Source organism: Candidatus Enterococcus leclercqii, from assembly GCF_009933135.1.
Taxonomy (GTDB): Bacteria; Bacillota; Bacilli; order Lactobacillales; family Enterococcaceae; genus Enterococcus_C; species Enterococcus_C leclercqii.
Window position 1 is genome coordinate 317,483 of sequence record NZ_MAEH01000009.1, and the last position, 19,009, is coordinate 336,491.

13 protein-coding genes are annotated in these 19,009 nt (G+C 44.3%); 2 read left to right on the forward strand and 11 right to left on the reverse strand.

Annotated elements, in window-relative coordinates; all coding sequences use genetic code 11:
• Window positions 1-162: 162 nt before the first annotated feature.
• Window positions 163-645, forward strand: a complete 483-nt coding sequence (locus tag BAU14_RS03755) for a DUF3955 domain-containing protein (protein ID WP_161898733.1) — start codon at window positions 163-165, stop codon at window positions 643-645.
• 132 nt (window positions 646-777) lie between these two features.
• Here BAU14_RS03755 and BAU14_RS03760 read toward each other — a convergent pair whose 3' ends face one another.
• The 10 genes from BAU14_RS03760 to BAU14_RS03805 all read right to left on the reverse strand — a co-directional run bounded on the left by BAU14_RS03760 (window position 778) and on the right by BAU14_RS03805 (window position 15,609).
• Complete coding sequence (locus BAU14_RS03760) at window positions 778-1,560, reverse strand: TIGR03915 family putative DNA repair protein (protein ID WP_161898734.1); 783 nt, start codon at window positions 1,558-1,560, stop codon at window positions 778-780.
• Window positions 1,557-2,870, reverse strand: coding sequence for a putative DNA modification/repair radical SAM protein (locus tag BAU14_RS03765; RefSeq protein WP_161898735.1), 1,314 nt, complete (start codon window positions 2,868-2,870; stop codon window positions 1,557-1,559). The genes BAU14_RS03760 and BAU14_RS03765 overlap by 4 nt, the downstream gene beginning before the upstream one ends.
• Before the next feature lie 195 nt (window positions 2,871-3,065).
• Entirely contained in the window at window positions 3,066-4,340 is a 1,275-nt protein-coding gene (locus BAU14_RS03770; RefSeq protein ID WP_161898736.1) for a hypothetical protein, read from the reverse strand.
• Window positions 4,341-4,622: 282 nt separating this feature from the next.
• Window positions 4,623-5,540 carry a galactose ABC transporter substrate-binding protein gene (locus BAU14_RS03775; RefSeq protein ID WP_202622152.1) on the reverse strand — a complete coding sequence of 306 codons (918 nt, stop codon included), beginning with the start codon at window positions 5,538-5,540 and terminating at the stop codon, window positions 4,623-4,625.
• A gap of 738 nt (window positions 5,541-6,278) precedes the next feature.
• Window positions 6,279-7,235 carry a substrate-binding domain-containing protein gene (locus BAU14_RS03780; RefSeq protein ID WP_161898737.1) on the reverse strand — a complete coding sequence of 319 codons (957 nt, stop codon included), beginning with the start codon at window positions 7,233-7,235 and terminating at the stop codon, window positions 6,279-6,281.
• The gene (locus BAU14_RS03785; RefSeq protein WP_202622153.1) at window positions 7,222-9,051 is read right to left on the reverse strand and encodes a cache domain-containing sensor histidine kinase; all 1,830 of its coding nucleotides are present in this window, start codon (window positions 9,049-9,051) and stop codon (window positions 7,222-7,224) included. Before BAU14_RS03785 ends, BAU14_RS03780 begins: the two co-directional genes overlap by 14 nt.
• A gap of 16 nt (window positions 9,052-9,067) precedes the next feature.
• Window positions 9,068-10,684, reverse strand: coding sequence for a response regulator transcription factor (locus tag BAU14_RS03790; RefSeq protein ID WP_161898739.1), 1,617 nt, complete (start codon window positions 10,682-10,684; stop codon window positions 9,068-9,070).
• A 189-nt stretch (window positions 10,685-10,873) separates the two neighbouring features.
• The gene (locus BAU14_RS03795; RefSeq protein ID WP_161898740.1) at window positions 10,874-12,529 is read right to left on the reverse strand and encodes an ABC transporter permease subunit; all 1,656 of its coding nucleotides are present in this window, start codon (window positions 12,527-12,529) and stop codon (window positions 10,874-10,876) included.
• 19 nt (window positions 12,530-12,548) lie between these two features.
• Complete coding sequence (locus tag BAU14_RS03800) at window positions 12,549-14,057, reverse strand: sugar ABC transporter ATP-binding protein (protein WP_161898741.1); 1,509 nt, start codon at window positions 14,055-14,057, stop codon at window positions 12,549-12,551.
• A gap of 259 nt (window positions 14,058-14,316) precedes the next feature.
• Complete coding sequence (locus BAU14_RS03805; protein ID WP_161898742.1) at window positions 14,317-15,609, reverse strand: substrate-binding domain-containing protein; 1,293 nt, start codon at window positions 15,607-15,609, stop codon at window positions 14,317-14,319.
• Window positions 15,610-15,926: 317 nt separating this feature from the next.
• Here BAU14_RS03805 and BAU14_RS03810 point away from each other — a divergent pair, with 317 nt between their 5' ends.
• Complete coding sequence (locus BAU14_RS03810; protein WP_161898743.1) at window positions 15,927-16,949, forward strand: LLM class flavin-dependent oxidoreductase; 1,023 nt, start codon at window positions 15,927-15,929, stop codon at window positions 16,947-16,949.
• Between the two features lie 204 nt (window positions 16,950-17,153).
• On the opposite strand, the gene BAU14_RS03815 is transcribed toward BAU14_RS03810, so the two are convergent.
• A complete protein-coding gene (locus BAU14_RS03815) occupies window positions 17,154-19,001 on the reverse strand; it encodes an ABC transporter ATP-binding protein (protein WP_161898744.1) in 1,848 nt (615 codons plus the stop codon).
• Window positions 19,002-19,009: the final 8 nt, after the last annotated feature.

Here is a 19,009-nt window from a genome sequence, read left to right on the forward strand (position 1 = left end):
TTTATTCTGTGGAGACAAGGCCGGCAAAACCTGAAATCAACGGAGCTTCTGCATGTCGCAAGCAGCTCTTTCCCTTGATTTGACAGCTGGCAAGCAATGCTTGCTTGGAAACCGCCGAATCTTCAGCTAAGGTAAACAAACATCTGGGAAAGGAGAAGGATGATGGAATTTGGAGAACAAATAAAAACACTACGTATTAAAAATAACTTAACACAAGAACAGTTCGGTACTCGCCTGAATGTCACCCGACAAGCCGTTTCAAACTGGGAGAATGATCGAAATCTTCCTGACCTAGAAATGTTGATTCTAATTGCAGACGTTTTTCACCTTTCACTTGATGAATTGATTTTAGGAGGAACTCATGTGAATAATAATTTAACAGAAAAACTGATCAAAGACGGGAGTACTACAAGAAGGGCCAAGCTTAACCTGATTACGACTGCCATTGGTGCTTTTTTACTACTGTTGGGACTAGCTCTCTTATTTATTAAAGGGCACTCGGTGGAATATATTGATGCTGCCGGTTTTCTGCACGAAAATTTTTATCTGCTGCCTATTGGTATGCTCTTTTTACTTGCAGGAATCATCACCATCTCTGCCACTGGCGTATCTTATTTAGTGACACTTTTTAGAAAAAAATCGTAATATCGCGGGGACTTCTCTACCTCATTCTTCTTTGATAAAGCATTTCATTGCTAGCCGCTTCACAAAAAAAGGCGAAGCTCAGAGTACCTACACAACGATGGTTGGGTTTGTGCGCTAAGCTTCGTCCTTTTTTCATTCAAGCGGTGGGGTTTGCTGCTTTCCCCTCCCAAAATCCACCATATTTTCTCGAAAACGCAGTGGCAGGTGACTGCGCTGGAGAGTGGGGTTGCTGCGTTCCTTGATGGTCACGGCTGCTAAAAAGGTCTGCCAATGTTCTTGGACCTGTACTTCATTGGCGTCTTCTGGTGATAAAGGACAATCGAGATCCTCAATAAATGAAGTCGCCCCGTGATCGATGACTGCTAACAATCGATGGGTTTCATCATAGATCAGCAGTTGTTCATTGGGATAGCGCTCTGCAAAATGTGGACAAAGATACGGGAGTGACTGATGTTTCGGCGCGATTTTACTGAAAAGGATAGCCCCGACATATTCAAAACGAACAAAGCCGGTCAGCAGATGTACTTCTCCTAAAAGCGACTGGATCGCTTTTTGCAGTGCCAGCACTTGGGGGTGGCCGATAAAATTGGTTAACGAGTCCCGACTCTCCAATGCAATGGCGATTGCTGTTAACAGCGCTCTTTCTTTATCCAACAACGTGCTGTTGAAGCCGTCTCGGATAAAAGCCTGATTATCCGGGGTCAATTTCTGCTGTAGGCGTCGCCAGATTTGCTTTCCACGGCTTTCATCAGTGGCCAGCCATTCACTGGGAAATAGACTGATGGCAGTTGTAGCAGGATTTAGAATTTCTGCTGGCAGAATTTTTTGGGAAAAAGCGCGGTCCACGACAGTCATCATCCCCCAGAAACTGCCGTCGTATTCCCACAAGACATCCTGCTCTTGCAATTGAATCATGAGCTTCCCGCCTTTCCACTCATCTGATGATGTGCCAGTTTTTCCACATCAAACAGGCTCAACTGTTCACTTGTCGTCTGGGTATTCAAGTTTTTCAAGGTATTGTATTGCTTGGAGGAGACCAAAGACGCGATAATCCACTCGGGGTCGCGGATCAACCCTGCCAGCTGTTGCTGATTGCAGGAAACAAAATACTGGGCACGTTTGACCACCACACCCAAACGTTTTAAGTCGGATAATTGTAACTGGTAGTATTTTCTGGCCTTAACGATATTTTTGGCACTTTTCGGCCCGATTCCAGGGATGCGCAATAGCCGCTCATAGGAGGCAGTTTGCACATCAACAGGGAACTGCTCATAATGTTGCACCGCCCAGTTTGCCTTAGGATCTAGGTATAAATTGAAGTTGGGCTTCTCTTCTGTCAGGATTTCATCGGCAGAAAATTTGTAAAAACGCATCAGCCAGTCTGCTTGGTACAACCGGTGTTCCCGCAATAATGGCGGATCGGTCGTCACCGCCGGTAGCAGTGAGTCATTGTTCATCGGAATATAGGCAGAATAATAGACCCGTTTCAAATCATATTTCCCGTAAAGATTCGCGGCAATTTTTACGATGGCCCGATCAGTTTCCGGAGTTGCTCCGATAATCATCTGAGTAGACTGACCGGCTGGCACAAAGGTCGGACTTTTGCGGAGTGCTAGTAGCAACCGTTGCTGCTGTTTGACTGTTGCGATTTGTTTCATCGGCTTGTACAGCGCTAAAGGATCTTTGTCCGGCGCCAGTAATTGTAAGCTTTCCCGTGAAGGCAATTCCACATTCACACTCATCCGGTCCGCTAAAAAGCCCAGCTCCTGGATCAGCCGCTCATCTGCTCCCGGGATAGCCTTGACGTGAATATAGCCTCGAAAGCCCTTTTCATGACGAAGAATCCGCAATGTCTCAATCAGCAGTTCGCAAGTATAGTCCACATTTTGGATAATAGCAGAACTCAAAAACAGGCCTTCAATGTAATTGCGCATATAAAAATCCATTGTCAAATCGGCAACTTCTCTTGGTGTAAAGGCTGCCCGCGGAATGTGATTGGACTTGCGATTGATACAATAGTGACAGTCAAAGATACACGCATTGGTCAACAGCAGCTTCAGCAAAGAGACACATCGCCCATCCGCAGTAAAGGAATGACAGATACCGGCCGCCGCCGTACTACCGACTGTTCCTTGGCGATTGTTTTCAGTCACCCCACTGCTGGAACAGGAAACATCATATTTGGCTGATTCAGCCAGGATCTCAATCTTCTTTGATAATTCCATCTTTCCACCTCCAACAGAACATACGTTCGCAAATTGATTGTAGCAAAAATACGCAAATTCGTCAAAAACAGGCGACCACCGCATATATTTTGCCTGCCAAAAAAGACCATGCCGCGATTGCAGCATAGTCTTATGACAGTTTTATTAGTGACAAGCCCTCCGTTTGTGGCCACTGACAGCCACCCGCCAAGATTCTCAGCCTTTCATTGCCACCGCTTCTTTACTAAAGAGGGCGTCAATTCCGGAAACTTTGATTAATTGTTCGTACTCGGCGGTTTCGATTGCCGCGACTTGAGCTCCCTTTTCTTGCGGAGTCACTTGCCGAAGATTCTTTTCAGTCATCACGACATTTTGAAAAGAAGAAAACGTCAGCACGTATTTTGCAATGGTTGCCATGGAAAGATCGATTTTCTGATTTTCTTCTTGCTGCAAAAATTCCTGGATGGCTGATTCCCAGATGCCTGGATTTCCTTTTCTGTCCTTATAGGAGCGGATGATAAATCTCGGTGGAACAAGGTCTGCAGTTTCACTTCGGTGTTCATACTCATAGATCCGTTTCAAGATGACAGAAATTACAAAGCGACTGGAGGCTTGCTTACAGACTGAAGCAATCTCCTTTTTAGGAAGGGTGATGGTCTTACTGCGGTAAGGAAATAAATCCAGCGTTGCGATTTTCAACTCGCGGATTTTCTCTTTGAATTCTTTGCCTTCAGCCTCCGACTTATTTGCAATATCTGCTAACCTGTCAACTGCCACGTCAAAGAAGTGATCTTGGGTCCCAATAGGTGTAAATAATCCTCGGAAGTATTTGTCAAAATAATAGTATTCCTGCTTTGCTGATTTCAAATCCGCGATTCCGTCCGTTTTCATACGGGTCAACAAGGGAACTTCATCATAGCGATTGGTTTCATCAGCCAGCTCTTGATATAGCTTGTTCCGTTGATCATCCCACACATACGCTTTTAATCGCGCTAAATCAATTGTCCAATTTTCATTTGGATCACGAAACTTGCCATTTTCATCATAGATTTCCATAAACTCTGCCACCGTTTTAGGAGGCACCAGATCTCCACCGTCTTGCTTTATCGCCGACCAGATTGTCAAATCCATATCATTGTAAGTTCCGCCTGGATTAAGCAGCACGAGAATCACTGAAGACTGCTCAAGCGAACCACTGTACAACGCCGGAATGCCGAATTTATAAGAAACACTTTGCTTGGCATAACTCGGTAATGATTTCAAGTTATCCCCGGGTGCTTCCCAGGAGAATCCTCCCTCAGGTTCAATACCAGTCTCAACTGCACGTTTGTAAGACTCACAGGCAGCTGTGATAAACGGCTTTGTGTCACCATCAGCGCCCTTTACCAATGTCATAAAGGGATTGTAGTCATTCATCTGACTCCAACTGCCCTTTATGATCCATTCTGCCAATGACAGCGTGTCTTGCGTCTTACTTGCCGCTTCAAACATCCAATCTCCTCTTTTCCGATAATCATTTATACCTGCACATCAGTGAAAGGCGACTAGTCGTTTGGATGCCTTTATGTAAGCAATAATAACTTGCCAACGAACAGCAAATTTTTTGGAAACCTGCCGCCTACCAAACTCCACAGGTCTATTCTGATTATAAAAAAAGAGATAGTCACAATATGACTACCTCATAATTGGATGAAATAATTCTGGCAACTTCAGCCCCCTGAACCCCCTACCATTTGGCATTGTCTAGTAGCACAGCCAGACTAGTTTTAAAATTTAAAAATCAGCCACATTTTCTTTGGTAATTTTTTTATAGGGCAGGTAAATCTGGGGTCCGGCTGCTGTGAGTCGGCTCTTTTTTCCTAACGCCAAATCAGCTGCTAGTTCAGCCATTGCCGTAGCTTGACCATCCTTATCATTGTAGACGGTACCGGCTAGTAAGTCATCTTTTACTGCCTGCAAGCCTATTTTAGTCCCATCAATTCCGAAAAACACCGGAATGCTAGATTCGGTGCGATTGAGTTTAGCATAAGCATCTAATCCGCCAAGGGCCATTTCATCATTGTTGGAGAGGACCAGCTCGATATCATTTTGATATTGACCAATGAGCTGCATCATTCGGTTTTCTGCCTGAGCCCGGTTCCAATTGGCGATGCCATACCCCAGTTTCTCCAATTTGATACCGGCATTTTTCAAGGTATTGACACTCTCTTCGGTTCGAATAATGGCATCTTGATGTCCGGGTTCTCCTTCTAAAATTACATACTGGATTTTGCCATCTTGATTGCGATCAATTTTAGGATTTTCAGCGATTGCCGCAGCAGCCAACTCACCTTGCATCTTACCAGACTCTTGGGCATCCGCTCCCACATAATACAATTTATTCCATTGCTTTAAATCCTCAGCTACCGGCTCACGATTGAAAAAAATCACCGGTACGTCACGTTCTTTAGCCTGTTCGATAATAGAAGAAGTGTTGGTCCGATCCACCAGGTTTACCAGCAGAACATTACAGCCAGCACCCAGCAATTCCTTAACCTGCTCGTTTTGTTGTCGCTGAGAATCCGAAGCATCTCGAATGGTCATCACTGTCTCAACTTCTTTTTCTTTACCCAACTCCTTTAACTTTTCTTCCATACTATCCGTTAGCTCATTCATAAACCGATCACTTTTGTCGTATCGTGTGACCCCCACCTAGACCTTCTGAAACGGCTCCACACAATTCTTGGCCCCGATGCTCGTGATAAACCGCAAATTACAGTCAAGCTGTCACTCACAGTTTACCGAACTTGTTATTCTTCAATTGATTCACCAAGCACCAGTAAAACCATAATTATGCCTCAGCCAGCTACTGAAGGTGTCGTTCACATGCAGACGCTACCCCACATGCAGTTCTCTGATGAACTTCTTGTACTTTCATACAAGTACAGACTATCTCTTCTCCATACCAAATTACTTTGGGTTAGGCGAAACCACTTCCACGGGCTTTTCCGTGTACTTCCCTCAAGAGGAATAGTCGTTGAACGTTCTCATTTCTGAGCTTCGCTGCTGATCACCGATTGTTTTTGACAAGTAGGTTTTAACCTTATGTCATCTCAGCTGTTTTTTCTGTTTTCACCGCCGTCACGCTTAGGTTTGGCTATCCTTACGTTGTGGCCAGCTGAGCTTTACGGCTTTCCAGCAATTCAGTTTCTTTGTTGGATAAGAAATTACTTATCACTATCTGCCAGTTTCCCGACAGACTTACTCGTCGCCTGTCTCTACCGAAATACAAATATCGTTACTTGTTGCTTCCGGAAAAGTTACGGCAGTCAATAAATTTTGGGGGTATTCGGAGTTGGTGAGCTGGCACATGCAGCTAATGAGAAAACTGCCAAAAGGCTGAATATCAGCCATACTGTCCTTTTGACTCTCACAGTTAGGGCTCCTTTCTCAATTTTGATTCATAGTAAACAACAGCTTCTGATTGTCCTCAGTGAATAGGTTTTCTCCACGCAAGACTTGATAGGCTACGGTTTTACTGTCGATTTTTCCCAAATGAAATTGTAACAGCTGTGTTGCCTTACCGACACTCAGATAGCCCATACTGAAAATATCAGGAACTATCAGCGCTTTTACTAAACCGGTATCCAGATAATAGACAGCTTCCGTGGAATGCGCGATACCATAAGCTACAGCATTTTTCAGGTTACTGTTTTTGTGACTTTCTGCATAAGCAGCCACGCTTTTATCGTCCAACGCTGCCACCAAATCTACTGGTGCCAATGCTTCTGGAACCCCATCTTTTTTCATTTCATCACTGATTTTGCAGCGCCATTTTATCACTACACCTTTGTCCGCCAACGCCCTTTCAAATCCTTCTTCTTTGGAATCATCTGTCTCTTCGCAGATGATTCCTAAAGTTTTACCCTCAAGATCACCAGCATAGTCTTGCAACAGCTCTTCTGCCAGCGCCTGGCCCATCACTAAATTATCAGGAGCGACACTAGTCACAGAGCTTTTATTAGATGTAGGAGCGCTGCCAATCATCACCACTGGACGTTCTTGCTCAATCTTGGCAAGCATTGCCGTTTCCTCTTCTCCTACTGCCGGACCAACAATAACTGCGTCTGCGCCATTGGCTACTTCCTGATCAATGAACTTTTTTTGCTTTGCAGCAGTCATGGTCTCACCAGTATCTGCAACGACTACTTCTACATTGTAATCAGCAGCAGCCATTTTTAAGCCGTAGCGCAGAGAAGCCCACCGACTACTATCAGAATCAGGCAAGATAACCGCAACTTTCCCCACACTGGCATCAGGATCTGCCGTCAGCATCAGAAGCGCTAAGACAACAGCCATCCCCCCTAACACTAATTCCAGCATAATAAAGATTTTATGGTTCTTCATCTGGTTCCACCTGTCCTTTTTCTTCAGCTTTCAATACATCATCATTGAAACGGAAACCTTGCTCTAGCCGTTTGCGATTTTCTTCGGTATACGCTACCGCAGGGATCACAATGGTGACAGTCGTGCCTTCATCCAGTTGGCTTTGTACTCGTAATCCATAGCTCTTACCGAAAAATAGTTGCAGACGTCTGTTAACGTTTACTAACCCAACACCGGAGCCCATCTTGGCAACCTTTTCATCATCAGTCAACAACGAGGCCACCTGCTCTTTGGTCATACCTACTCCATTGTCTATTACCGAAAGTCGAATCTCATTTTCTACCAGACGACCAACGATCCGAATCTCACCACCTTCATCAAGACCTGTCAGCGCGTAGTTCAAACTATTTTCCAAAATCGGCTGCAAAACCAGCTTAACAATTGCTTGGTTTTCGACTTCTGGATCAATATCGAAACTCACTGAGACACTCTCTTGGTAGCGCTCCATCTGGATATTTAGATAGCTTCTGGCATGCTGCAGCTCATCAGCCACACTAATCACCGTTCGCCCTTTTGAAAGGCTAATTCTGAACAGCTTCGCCAATTGCGTTACCATGAAGACTGCCTTGTCGTTGCGTTCTCCTTCAATCATCCAGGTGATAGATTCTAGTGTATTGTATAAAAAATGCGGATTAATCTGGCTTTGCAGGGCATCCAATTCACTTTTTCGTCGCTCATTATGCTCCGAAATCACTTCCTTCATCAATAATTCGTTTTGTTCATATGACATTTGAATCGAATGTCCCAAGTGACGGATTTCCGAGGAGCCACCGATATAAATTGCCGAGTTTTCTCCAGCTTCGTATTCTACTACCGAGTCATTCAATTTTCGCAGTGGACTGGATACTCTCAGGGCAATCAACCGATTCACCAGTAAAAGAACCATTGCCATCAAGACCACATAAAAGGCCAAAACTAAGCCCACCCGAAAACGATCTTGCAGAAAAGTTTCTTTTGGAATGACCCCCACCAATTTCCAACCGGTATAACTGATATCATTGACCAATACCGTACGTTTGATTCCTTGAAAAGAATTGTCGTAACTGCCTTCTTTATATTCTGCAGCGGCGGCCGTATCTTCATGCAGCAGCCCTTTTTCAATCTGAATCTGTTTCGGATGGTAGATAATTTTTCCGTTTGCATCACATAAATAGTAATATTTCAAATTCTTCGGTAGATTGATCTGCTCCATCATATGTGAAACACGATAGTAATTCATATCCACCAACAGCACACCTAGTTGACTATCGCCATTGTTGTTGAGTTCCACAGCGCGACTTAATGAGATCACCCAATCATAGTGCATGCTACCATTATCAAAGAGATTCTGGATGTGGGGAGTGGAAAAATGAATGTTCTCCATCTTCGAAAGTGCTTGTTGAAACCATTCCTGATTGGTAATATTGGGGTCTTCTTTTTGAAGAGCGACTGGTTCAGCGGCAATCAAGCTACCGTAGTTGTTGTAAATAGCCACACTAGCCAGATTATCTTTACTGCTTTCGTAGAGTAGATTCATACCGTTATGGATGATTTGATCTTGAGTGGCAAAGTCATTTTCTTTGATTACATCATAGTAGACCATGTCAGAAATTTGGCGCATCTGCATTAGATAACTTTCGATAGAATCCCGGGTTTGGCGCATCAATTCCTGGGAAGCTTCGACTTCCTTTTCCTGTGCCAGCCGAGAAAAGCGCGTGTACAAAAGCCAACCAGTGATCAACGTAATCAAAATCGTCAAGGCGGAAAAGACGAGCATCAAGATTGACTGTAATCCCATGTCAGAGAACTTTTTCTTATACTTTTCCCACACGTTCAACATTCCCCGTCCGATAGTTTAGTGGTGACAATCCAAAGCGTCGTTTGAATACATAACTGAAATAATTGGGATCTGTGTATCCGACTTTTTGTCCGATAATGTAGCTTTTTTCAGCTGTTTCTAAAAGCATGCGTGAAGCGTGGTCTAAACGATAGTCCGTCAGATAGCCGATAAAAGTCGTCCCCGTCTCCTTTTTAAACATCGATGAAAAATAAGAGTTGGAAACACCGAGAAAGTGACAGATATCATCTAAAGATAGCGTCTCATCGTTATAGTGGCTACGGACATATTCTTGTGCTTTTAATACCAGTGATTTCGTCGTATGGCTGCGGGCTGTTTTCAGCTGTTCATACAGCATTCCCGTCGTCTCTAGCAACCAGTTTCGCAATGATACCGGTTCCATTTCCGGCAATCTTGTGTAGAGCTCTTTGATGTTGTCTGTCAGTGCTTCAGCAGTCAAGTTGTTATTTACCGAGAAGCGATACAAGGCCCCGATAAGTTCTGAGATGACCACCGTGTGTTGAGAAAAACTCATAGTGGTTTCATTCAAATGCTCCAAGTAAACACTCGCTGCCTGCTCCACTGCTGCTTTTGGGCCAACATGGATCTTTTTCAACAATTCCCCCAATTCGCCTTCATTGGAGAGGGTAACATTTTGCATTTCCTGGGGAGCCACCTCATTGATATTCAACACACGAGAGGCGCCGTAAATTGAACGATAGGACACCGCCATGCGACCACTGCTGTATGAATTTCCCAAATCCAAAATCGTCGTACACACTTGTCCCATTCCAATGGTCACTACTGCATTGAGTTTACGCAGCACATAGCGACAAAAGCGGTCGCACTCGTCGGTCAACTCTGGAATGGCTTTTTCATCAGCCAGTTGGGCCAGCATCACAGTTTCTCCCAAATAAGAAAAATAGACGCCTTGCCACTTGTCGTCAAAAAAATCGGTGGCTTGCTTTTGCACAGCCGCTGTCAGCAAAAGCGGATTCATTTCGGTAGTCAGTCGGCTCAATGACGTATGCAAAACCAAGCAACAGTATAAAGGCCCCTTCAAGGGAATTTGATAGCTAGTCAAAAAGCGCGGGAGATCGGCTTCTTTGACGCGACCTTCCAAAAGAGTGGCATAAAAGTTCACCTGCATCAGCGGCAATGATTCCTGATAGTATTGCTGTAATGTCTCGATATTACGACTCTCGGCAGCTTCTTTATCCAATTTTATTTTTAGCTGCGTGAAGGCCTCTGTCAATTCTACTGAGCTAGCGGGTTTCAATATGTAATCCCCCACTTCCAGACGCAGTGCTTCCTTCACATACTCGAATTCATCAAATCCCGAAAAGATCAGCAATTTGGTCGCTGGATAGTCTGCCTTAACCTGTTGAAATAGTTCCAAGCCATTCATATAGGGCATTTTGATATCTGTCATGATTACATCCGGCTGTTCTTTTTCCACGATGTCCAAAGCTTGAACCCCATTATTGGCAGTACCGATTACGCGAAAACCCAGTGCTTCCCATGCAACTTTTTTGGTGATGACTCGTAAGACATCCTCTTCATCATCCACTAAAAGTAATGTGTAGTTACTCATTTTGTCACCTTCCCACTTTTTTTAGTTTATCGTTGCACATTTTTTTGCAACTATTTTAAGAAGCGCTTTCATTATGGACCCTTTTATAAAAAATAGGAAGAGGTCATCTGCCTTTTCTTTGACCACACTAACAAAAAAGGACCATGGTATGCGCCATAGTCCCCTTTTTGAACCGTTCAGTTCCAACGGCTATTTCTTTTGAACATATTTCAAGCAGTCCAAGGTAACAGCTACAAGGATAATGACCCCAGAGAAGACGAACTGCAAGTTCGTATCAATCCCTAAGATAGTCAATGCATAAGTCAGCGCCGTGAAAATCGTGACACCGACAACAACACCGGAGATTTTACCAATCCCACCAGTGAAAGAAACGCCCCCTACCACACAGGCTGCGATAGCATTCATTTCCCAACCTTGCCCATAAGCTGCAGAACCAGAGCCTACCATGCGGGCACATTCTAACCAAGAACCGAAACCATACAGGATGCCTGCCAAAACAAAGGCGCCGATGGTTACAGCAAACACTGAAATCCCTGAAACGGCTGCAGCTTCAGGATTCCCCCCGACAGCATACAAGTTTTTACCAAAAGTGGTTTTGTTCCAGATAAACCAGACGATCACGATAGCAGCTACTGCCCACAAAATGATGGAAGGAAATCCGTTCAATTTTGGAATAATCATATTGGGAATTGCTGGATCAATTGCCCCAAAAGAAACCCCTTTAGTGGCATACGTCACCAGTCCAAAGATAATCAGCGTATTGGCCATGGTCGAGATGAAAGGATGCATCAAAAACTTCGCGGTAAAGAATCCGGCAATCGTCGTAAAAATTGTCGATAAGATAATAGTCACCACTAATGCCAAAACCACACGAGCACCCAAAGACATCTTACTGAAGTCGAAGATATGACCGAAAACACCCCCGGTATTGATTCCTTGGTGCATGATGATAGTCGAAGCAGTCATCCCCATCCCTACCATCCGCCCGATGGACAAGTCGGTCCCCGTCAGTAGAATCAAGCCGGCAACCCCCAGCGCCAGAAACATTTGCGGTGATGCCTGTTGTAGGATATTCAAGATATTATTATAGGTCAATAAAGGTGTCCCTTTGACAATCGGCGTGATGATTGCCAAGATAATGAAGACAATAATGATGGCAAAATACAAACCATTACGCAGCAAGAAATCCCGTCGGTTGAAGGTATAGCGATAGTTTTCCCAACGTTGTTCGATGGTTTCTTTGATGCTGAATTTCGACATTCGTAAGAGGTCTAACAGATGATACTTATGGATAAATGCTTCATGTTCCCGATCTTTAACTCGCTGTTTTTCAGCTTGGTAATCCATCTTGATGTCAAAGAGACGGTTTTTAAAGACATATTTTTCTTCTTTGATCTCTTGATGATCGGATAGTTTGGCAAGTGCTGCTTCTCGTTCAGCATTTAATGAACGAATCCGATCTTGGTAATTTTTTTTCGCAATGACTCGTTCCTGTTGAGCACTCTCTTTGACTGGCAGAAAATATTCTTTATCAAAGTGTTCGTTCAAATAATTCTCTGCTTGGCTGATTAAAGCAGCTACTTGGGGTTTATTCTGTTCTTCAACTTTTTTTGCTGTCTCCAACTGTTGCTTGTAGTCGGCGATTTGTTGACTCTTTTCCTCTTTTGTCAAGCTGCGGTCTCGTTTAGTCGTCTCAATCAGGCTCAATAATGAAATTACGCGGTCGGTCCCCTCTAATCGCAGGGCGTTGATCTGATTTTGTAAGCCACCAACATAGTCATCGATAGGTTGACGTAGTTTTAACTCCGCTTCGGCTGTCAGCAGTTTTCCTTTTTCCGTTGCCATACTCTGATATCTCCTTAAATTATAAGTATTTCGCGCTGAGGCGTAACAATTCTTCTTGATTGGTATCGGTGGTATTGACGATACCGGAGAGTCGGCCGTTTGACATCACGCCAATACGGTTGGTAATCCCCAAAATTTCCGGCATTTCCGAAGAGACCACAATAATCGTCTTTCCTTGTTTGGCCATATTGATGATCAATTCATAGATCTCATATTTCGCCCCTACGTCGATCCCCCGCGTTGGTTCATCCATCATGAAAACTTGCGGATTACGCTCCAGCCATTTTCCGAAAATCACCTTTTGCTGGTTTCCCCCTGACAAGCTGGCGATAGCATCGTGAGGACCCATCGCTTTGGTCCGCATGACTTTAATTTCATTGACCGTCGCTTTTTCCATCTTCTGGTTGGACAATGCCACTCCGGCTTTGTATTGCGGCAGATTTGCAATTGTCGTATTGAAGACCAAATTCCCTTTTTCAAAAATTCCGTTGGCTTTACGCTCTTCTGTAATCAAAGCAAATCCGTGTTCCATCGCTTCTTTCGGACTGTTGAAGTTCATCAGTTTTTCGTTGAAATAGACCCGCCCAGCCGCTCGGGTCCGAATACCAAAAATCGTCTCTAATAGTTCTGTCCGGCCCGCACCCACTAATCCGTACAAGCCGAAAATTTCACCACGGCCGACATCGAAGGTCACATCTTGAAGTTGCGGTGCAAATTTAGTGGAAAGATGTCTCACAGACAAAATACTCGTTCCCGGTGTATTATCTACCGGTGGAAACCGATTTTCCAAGGAACGTCCCACCATGGCTGCAATTAATTCATTCATATTGGTATCGTTGGTCGCTTTGGTCGCAACTAATTTCCCGTCTCGCAAAATGGATACTTCGTCGCAAATTTCAAAAATTTCGTCCATCTTGTGGGAGATGTAGACGATGGAGATGCCTTTTTCTCGCAGCATCCGCATCATATCGAACAATTTTTCCACTTCTTGCACGGTCAACGAAGAGGTGGGTTCATCTAACACGATAACTTTTGAATTGTAAGAAATCGCCTTAGCAATTTCGCACATCTGGCGCTGAGAAACCGACATAGTACGCATTGGTTGCGTCAAGTTGACGGTAATTCCCAGCTTCCGAAACAACTCGGAGGCTTCTTTACGCATTCGTTTTTCATCCACCATCCCTAACGAATTAAGGGGATAGCGTCCCAAGAACAAATTGTCGACTACATTGCGTTCTAGGGCTTGGTTCAATTCTTGGTGGACCATTGCAATCCCATTTTCCAGCGCATCCTTAGGTCCTGTAAAATTGACTTCTTTATTTTCCAAGAAGACGGTTCCTTCGTCTTTTTGATATGTACCAAAGAGGCACTTCATCATCGTCGACTTACCGGCACCGTTTTCTCCCATCAGCCCCATAACCGTTCCCCGCTTTACATCTAGATTGATGCGATCTAACACGCGGTTGCGGCCAAAAGACTTGCTCATTCCTCGTATCGATAATACGATATCATCTTTGTTTTCTGTCATGATGTCTACTCCTGTAAAGAACTTTGAGATAATCCGACTATTGGACTTCTGTCGCTGGCCATTCTTTATGGCGATACAGGCGGCGTAAGTTTGGTGGTCGGTAGCTATATTCGACTGATGCATCTAGCCCACCAAATCAGGTGAGACTGCGGCTAAATGGCTAGCTCTTTGACTTTTCTAATCAGCTGTTACCAGATGTTTCCTTAAAATTGGGGCTGCAACAGCTTTTTTGTCGCAACCCCGAATCCCCTTATTGATCTTATTGGTTAAGAATAGAGGTGTAAGAAGCGCCGTTATCTGTTTTAACCATGTTGATTGCAAAGGCATCGTACTCACTTGGGTTGCCCAAACGGTTGGTGATATTAGATTCTGTTTGACCGTCACCAGCGATATATTCCACTTTTAAGTTCAGCAGATCATCATAAGCTTCCAACAGGGGTTGGTAGGTAGAACCTAAGAAATTGTCGGAAGAGTTGTAGATATTCAACCAAACTTTCTTTTCAGGCGATTTAGTTTTGTCCAATTGATGAGAAACTGGTTCGTAAACTTTAGTAGAATCGGTGAAATCTTTGTAGTTGTCAGCAGTAACAGCGACATTCAACGCGTAGTATGAACGTTGATCGGCATTGTAAGTGTACACATCTGAACTCAACACATTGCCCGCTTCGTCTTTGGTACCGATACCGGTATCAATATCGACACCGTCCAAAGCATTACGCAATACCCGCAGTGTCAAGTAAGCTTGAACGTCTGCGTGTTGGCTGATAGTTCCACCATAACCTTCTCCAATGGCTGCCACAGCATCACTGTTAGCATCGTAGCCAAATGTCGGTACTTTGTTGTCTTTAGACCAAGAGTTAAAGATGGACATCCCCATCCCATCATTGTTGGAAGCGATCACATCAATCTGCTCAGCAAAAGATGATGCCCAAGTCCCGATAGCATTACCGGCAGTCGCTGCATCCCAAGTAGCACCAGAGTTATTTTTCATTTCCTGTGAAGCCAGTTCGCGGATCTTATAGGATTTCCCGTTAACTTCTAGAGTACCATCTTGTACAACTTTGGATTTGCCATCCACATTCGTCCCAATCGGTTCGCTATTCACACTGCCACCTTGATCTACACCTGTGCCCAATGCTTTACGCACCCCTCTGGTACGAGCGATAGAGTCGTTATGACCTACGTCACCGATAGCTAATACATAACCGATGACCCCGTCACCGTTGCGATCGATCTTATCGATATTTTTTTCGATATAGTCTTTGATCATTGTTCCTTGTACTTCTGCCCCCTGGGAAGCATCAAATCCGACATAGTAAGTATCTTTATTAAAATTAAGAGCAGTCATATCCAGTTCACCAGTAGAGGAGTTGGAAGGCTGGCGGTTGAACCAAACCAGTGGCTTGTCCTTGTTGGCAACTTTTGAAGCGGCTGCATCGCCACCACCTTTTGAAGCATCCGTCCCACCTTCAGAACCGGAACTGCAGGCTGTTAGACTGACCGTCAACCCCAAAGCTAAAGCCAAAGCAGCAAACGCATTTCTCTTTTTCATATTCATTTTTTCCTCTCTTTCAGCGCATTGTATGCGCTTTATTTATTGTCAGTATAGCGATTGCGGAAATAGTTAAACATAGAATTTTTTTCGCTAATGATTGAAATTTTTATGGTCTATCATATTTTTCATCAAAAAAACGCTTTGAACTCCCGATAAATTCCTCATTCTCACCACCTTTGTGTAAAATTTTATTTTGTTCATTACCCTGCATTTTTTTGCGGCACAAATATTCGCTTTTTTCTCAGATTCATAGTAAAATCGCAGTAACTTATCAAAAGTAAGTGATTTTCCAATAAAGAAGGAGGAAATCGACAATGAAAAATATCGGTTTTTTGAGTTTTGGTCATTGGATGGATCAGAGCTCATTAGTCAAAACTGCCGAAGAAGCGTATCTGCAATCCATTGACTTGGCGGTTGAAGCTGAAAAGTTGGGGATTGACGGCGCTTGGTTCCGGGTACATCACTTTGCCCCTCAGATTGGATCACCATTTCCACTGATGGCAGCTATCGGTGCCAAAACGAGCAAGATTGAAATCGGTACCGGCTTAATCGACATGCGCTATGAAAATCCTTATATGATGGCAGAAAATGCCGGTTTGACGGATATAATCACTCAAGGACGCGTGCAATTGGGCGTGGGCCGTGGGTCACCGGAACAAGTGTTAGACGGCTGGAAGTATTTCGGCTATGACTACAGCGAAGAAGAAATCAAAGAAGTTACCCGAGAACGGACGCTGGAATTCATGGACCTTTTGCAAGGCAAGCGCTTTGCTGAACCAAATCCGATGCCGATGTTCCCACAAGCTCCTGGTAAACTACGCATCGAACCTTATTCAGAAGGTCTAAAACAACGAATCTGGTGGGGTGCCGGTTCACAAGAAACTGCCATCTGGGCAGCTAAACACGGCATGAACTTGCAATCCTCAACCTTGGTGAATAACGAATCCAATGAACCTTTCCACATCCAACAAGCAAAACAATTGCGAGCCTTCAAACAGGCTTGGAAAGAAGCCGGTCACGACTTCGAACCCCGGACACTGGTTACTCGTTCGATTCAACCCATCACCACTGATTTTGACCGTCGTTTGTTTGGCGGCGATGACGATTCCAAATACGACCAAGTAGGTTTCTTGGCTTATCACCGCAATCCGACGATTTTCGGTCGTACTTTTGCCGGCGAACCGGATCAATTGGTGAAAGAATTGGCACAAGATGAAGCATTGAAAGAAGCCGACACGGTTTTAATCACGATTCCTAACACATTGGGAGTAGATTATAACGTGCATCTGATGGAAACCTTTATCAAAGACGTAGCTCCAGGTTTAGGCTGGCGCTGATTACAACTCCGTATTCGGAGAACTTCCCCGAAACAGCAAAAGCAATGAAAGCTTCAAATTAATAAAACTGCCGACAGTCGTGCACTCACAGCGTCAAGCTTTTGATTCTGTGAGCCGCTTTCTGCCGGCATTTTTGGTGCAAAAAGTACGAAAAAAAAGCAGCGACACCGTCTATAACAAGACGATGTCACTGCTTTTTTATAATCAGCCAGCTAATTCTTCAAATTGAGAATTGTACAAAGCGGCATAGTAACCGTTTTGAGCCAGCAATTCTTCGTGGGTTCCTTGTTCTTTGATATCTCCGTCTTGCATGTACAAGATCTTGTCGGCATCTTTGATTGTCGACAAACGGTGAGCGATAACAAAGGATGTCCGGCCAGCCATTAAGTTATTCATGGCTTGTTGGATCAAGACCTCTGTACGGGTATCGACAGAAGAGGTAGCTTCATCCAGGATCAGGATCGGTTTGTCTGCCAAAATTGCCCGGGCAATGGTCAACAACTGCTTTTGACCTTGGGAAATATTGGAGGACTCTTCGTTCAGTTCCATGTTGTAACCGCCAGGCAAGCTCTTGATAAAGTGATGGACGTGGGCAGCTTTGGCGGCTTCATAGACTTCTTCGTCTGTGGCATCCAAATTCCCGTAACGTAAGTTGTCCATGATGGTGCCTTTGAACAGCCAAGTGTCTTGCAGTACCATCCCGATATTTTTACGCAAATCGGCGCGGTTAAAGTCTCTGATATCGTGTCCATCAATTTTGATGGCACCGGAATTGACATCGTAAAAACGCATCAACAGTTTCACCATCGTGGTTTTACCCGCTCCGGTAGGGCCGACGATTGCCACCATTTGACCCGGATCCACATGGGAGCTGAAGTCATTGATGATGATTTTGTCTGGAGAGTATCCAAAGTGAACGTGTTCAAAGTCTACCATACCCTCTACATGATCCAGTTTAACCGGATTTTCAACGGTTTGGGCTTCTTCTTCTTCACCGAGGAATTCAAAGACCCGTTCAGCTGCGGCTGCCATGGATTGCAGCATGTTGGAAACTTGTGCCAACTGTGCGATTGGTTGTGTCAGGTTGCGGACATATTGGATAAAGGCTTGAATGTCCCCGACGGTAATTGTCCCGTTGAAGGCCATGATCCCACCGATAATCGCAACTGCCACATAACCCAAGTTACCGACAAAGTTCATGATTGGTTGCATCAAACCTGACAGAAATTGTGATTTCCAAGCAGATTTATACAGAACTTCATTTTGTTCTTTAAATGTATTCAATGCATTTTCTTCGTCATTGAACAAATGAACGATATTGTACCCGCCAACAGTTTCTTCTACTTGACCATTGATAATCCCCAAGAATTTTTGTTGAGTAGCGAAGTGTTTTTGTGAGAACTTCACAACGAACAGGATCAAAACTAAGGAAATGGGTACGATCAAAACAGAGATACCTGTCATTTGTACGGAAATCGACAGCATCATCACGATAACCCCTACAATGGTAAACGTGGAGGTGATCAACTGTGTCACAGACTGGTTCAACGATTGTCCCAGCGTGTCCACATCATTGGTAATTCGTGACAAGACTTCACCGGTGGTCCGACTTTCAAAATAGTTCATCGGCATCCGGTTGATCTTTTCGGAAATTTCTTTTCGCATCCGATAGGTAATCTTTTGAGTGACTGTGGACATGATCCAACCTTGCATCACTCCGAACAAGGAAGCAATCAGGTACAACGCCAGCAAGAATACCAGCGTTTGACCGATTTTATCAAAATTGATTCCGCCGGTGCCTTCATACTTCTTCATCAGGCCGGTGAAAAGTTCAGTGATGGCTTTGGACAAAATCTTTGGTCCCCAGATATTGAAGACAGTCGATGCTGCCGCAAAGATCATAACGAACAAGACGGCGATTTTATAATTGGCCATGTAAGAAACTAACTTTTTAATGGTTCCTTTGAAATCTTTGGCTTTTTCGCCGCCACCCATGCCGCCGCCCATTGGTCCGCGGCCGCCACGTGGTTGTTTTTGTGTATTTTCTGCCATTTTCTGCG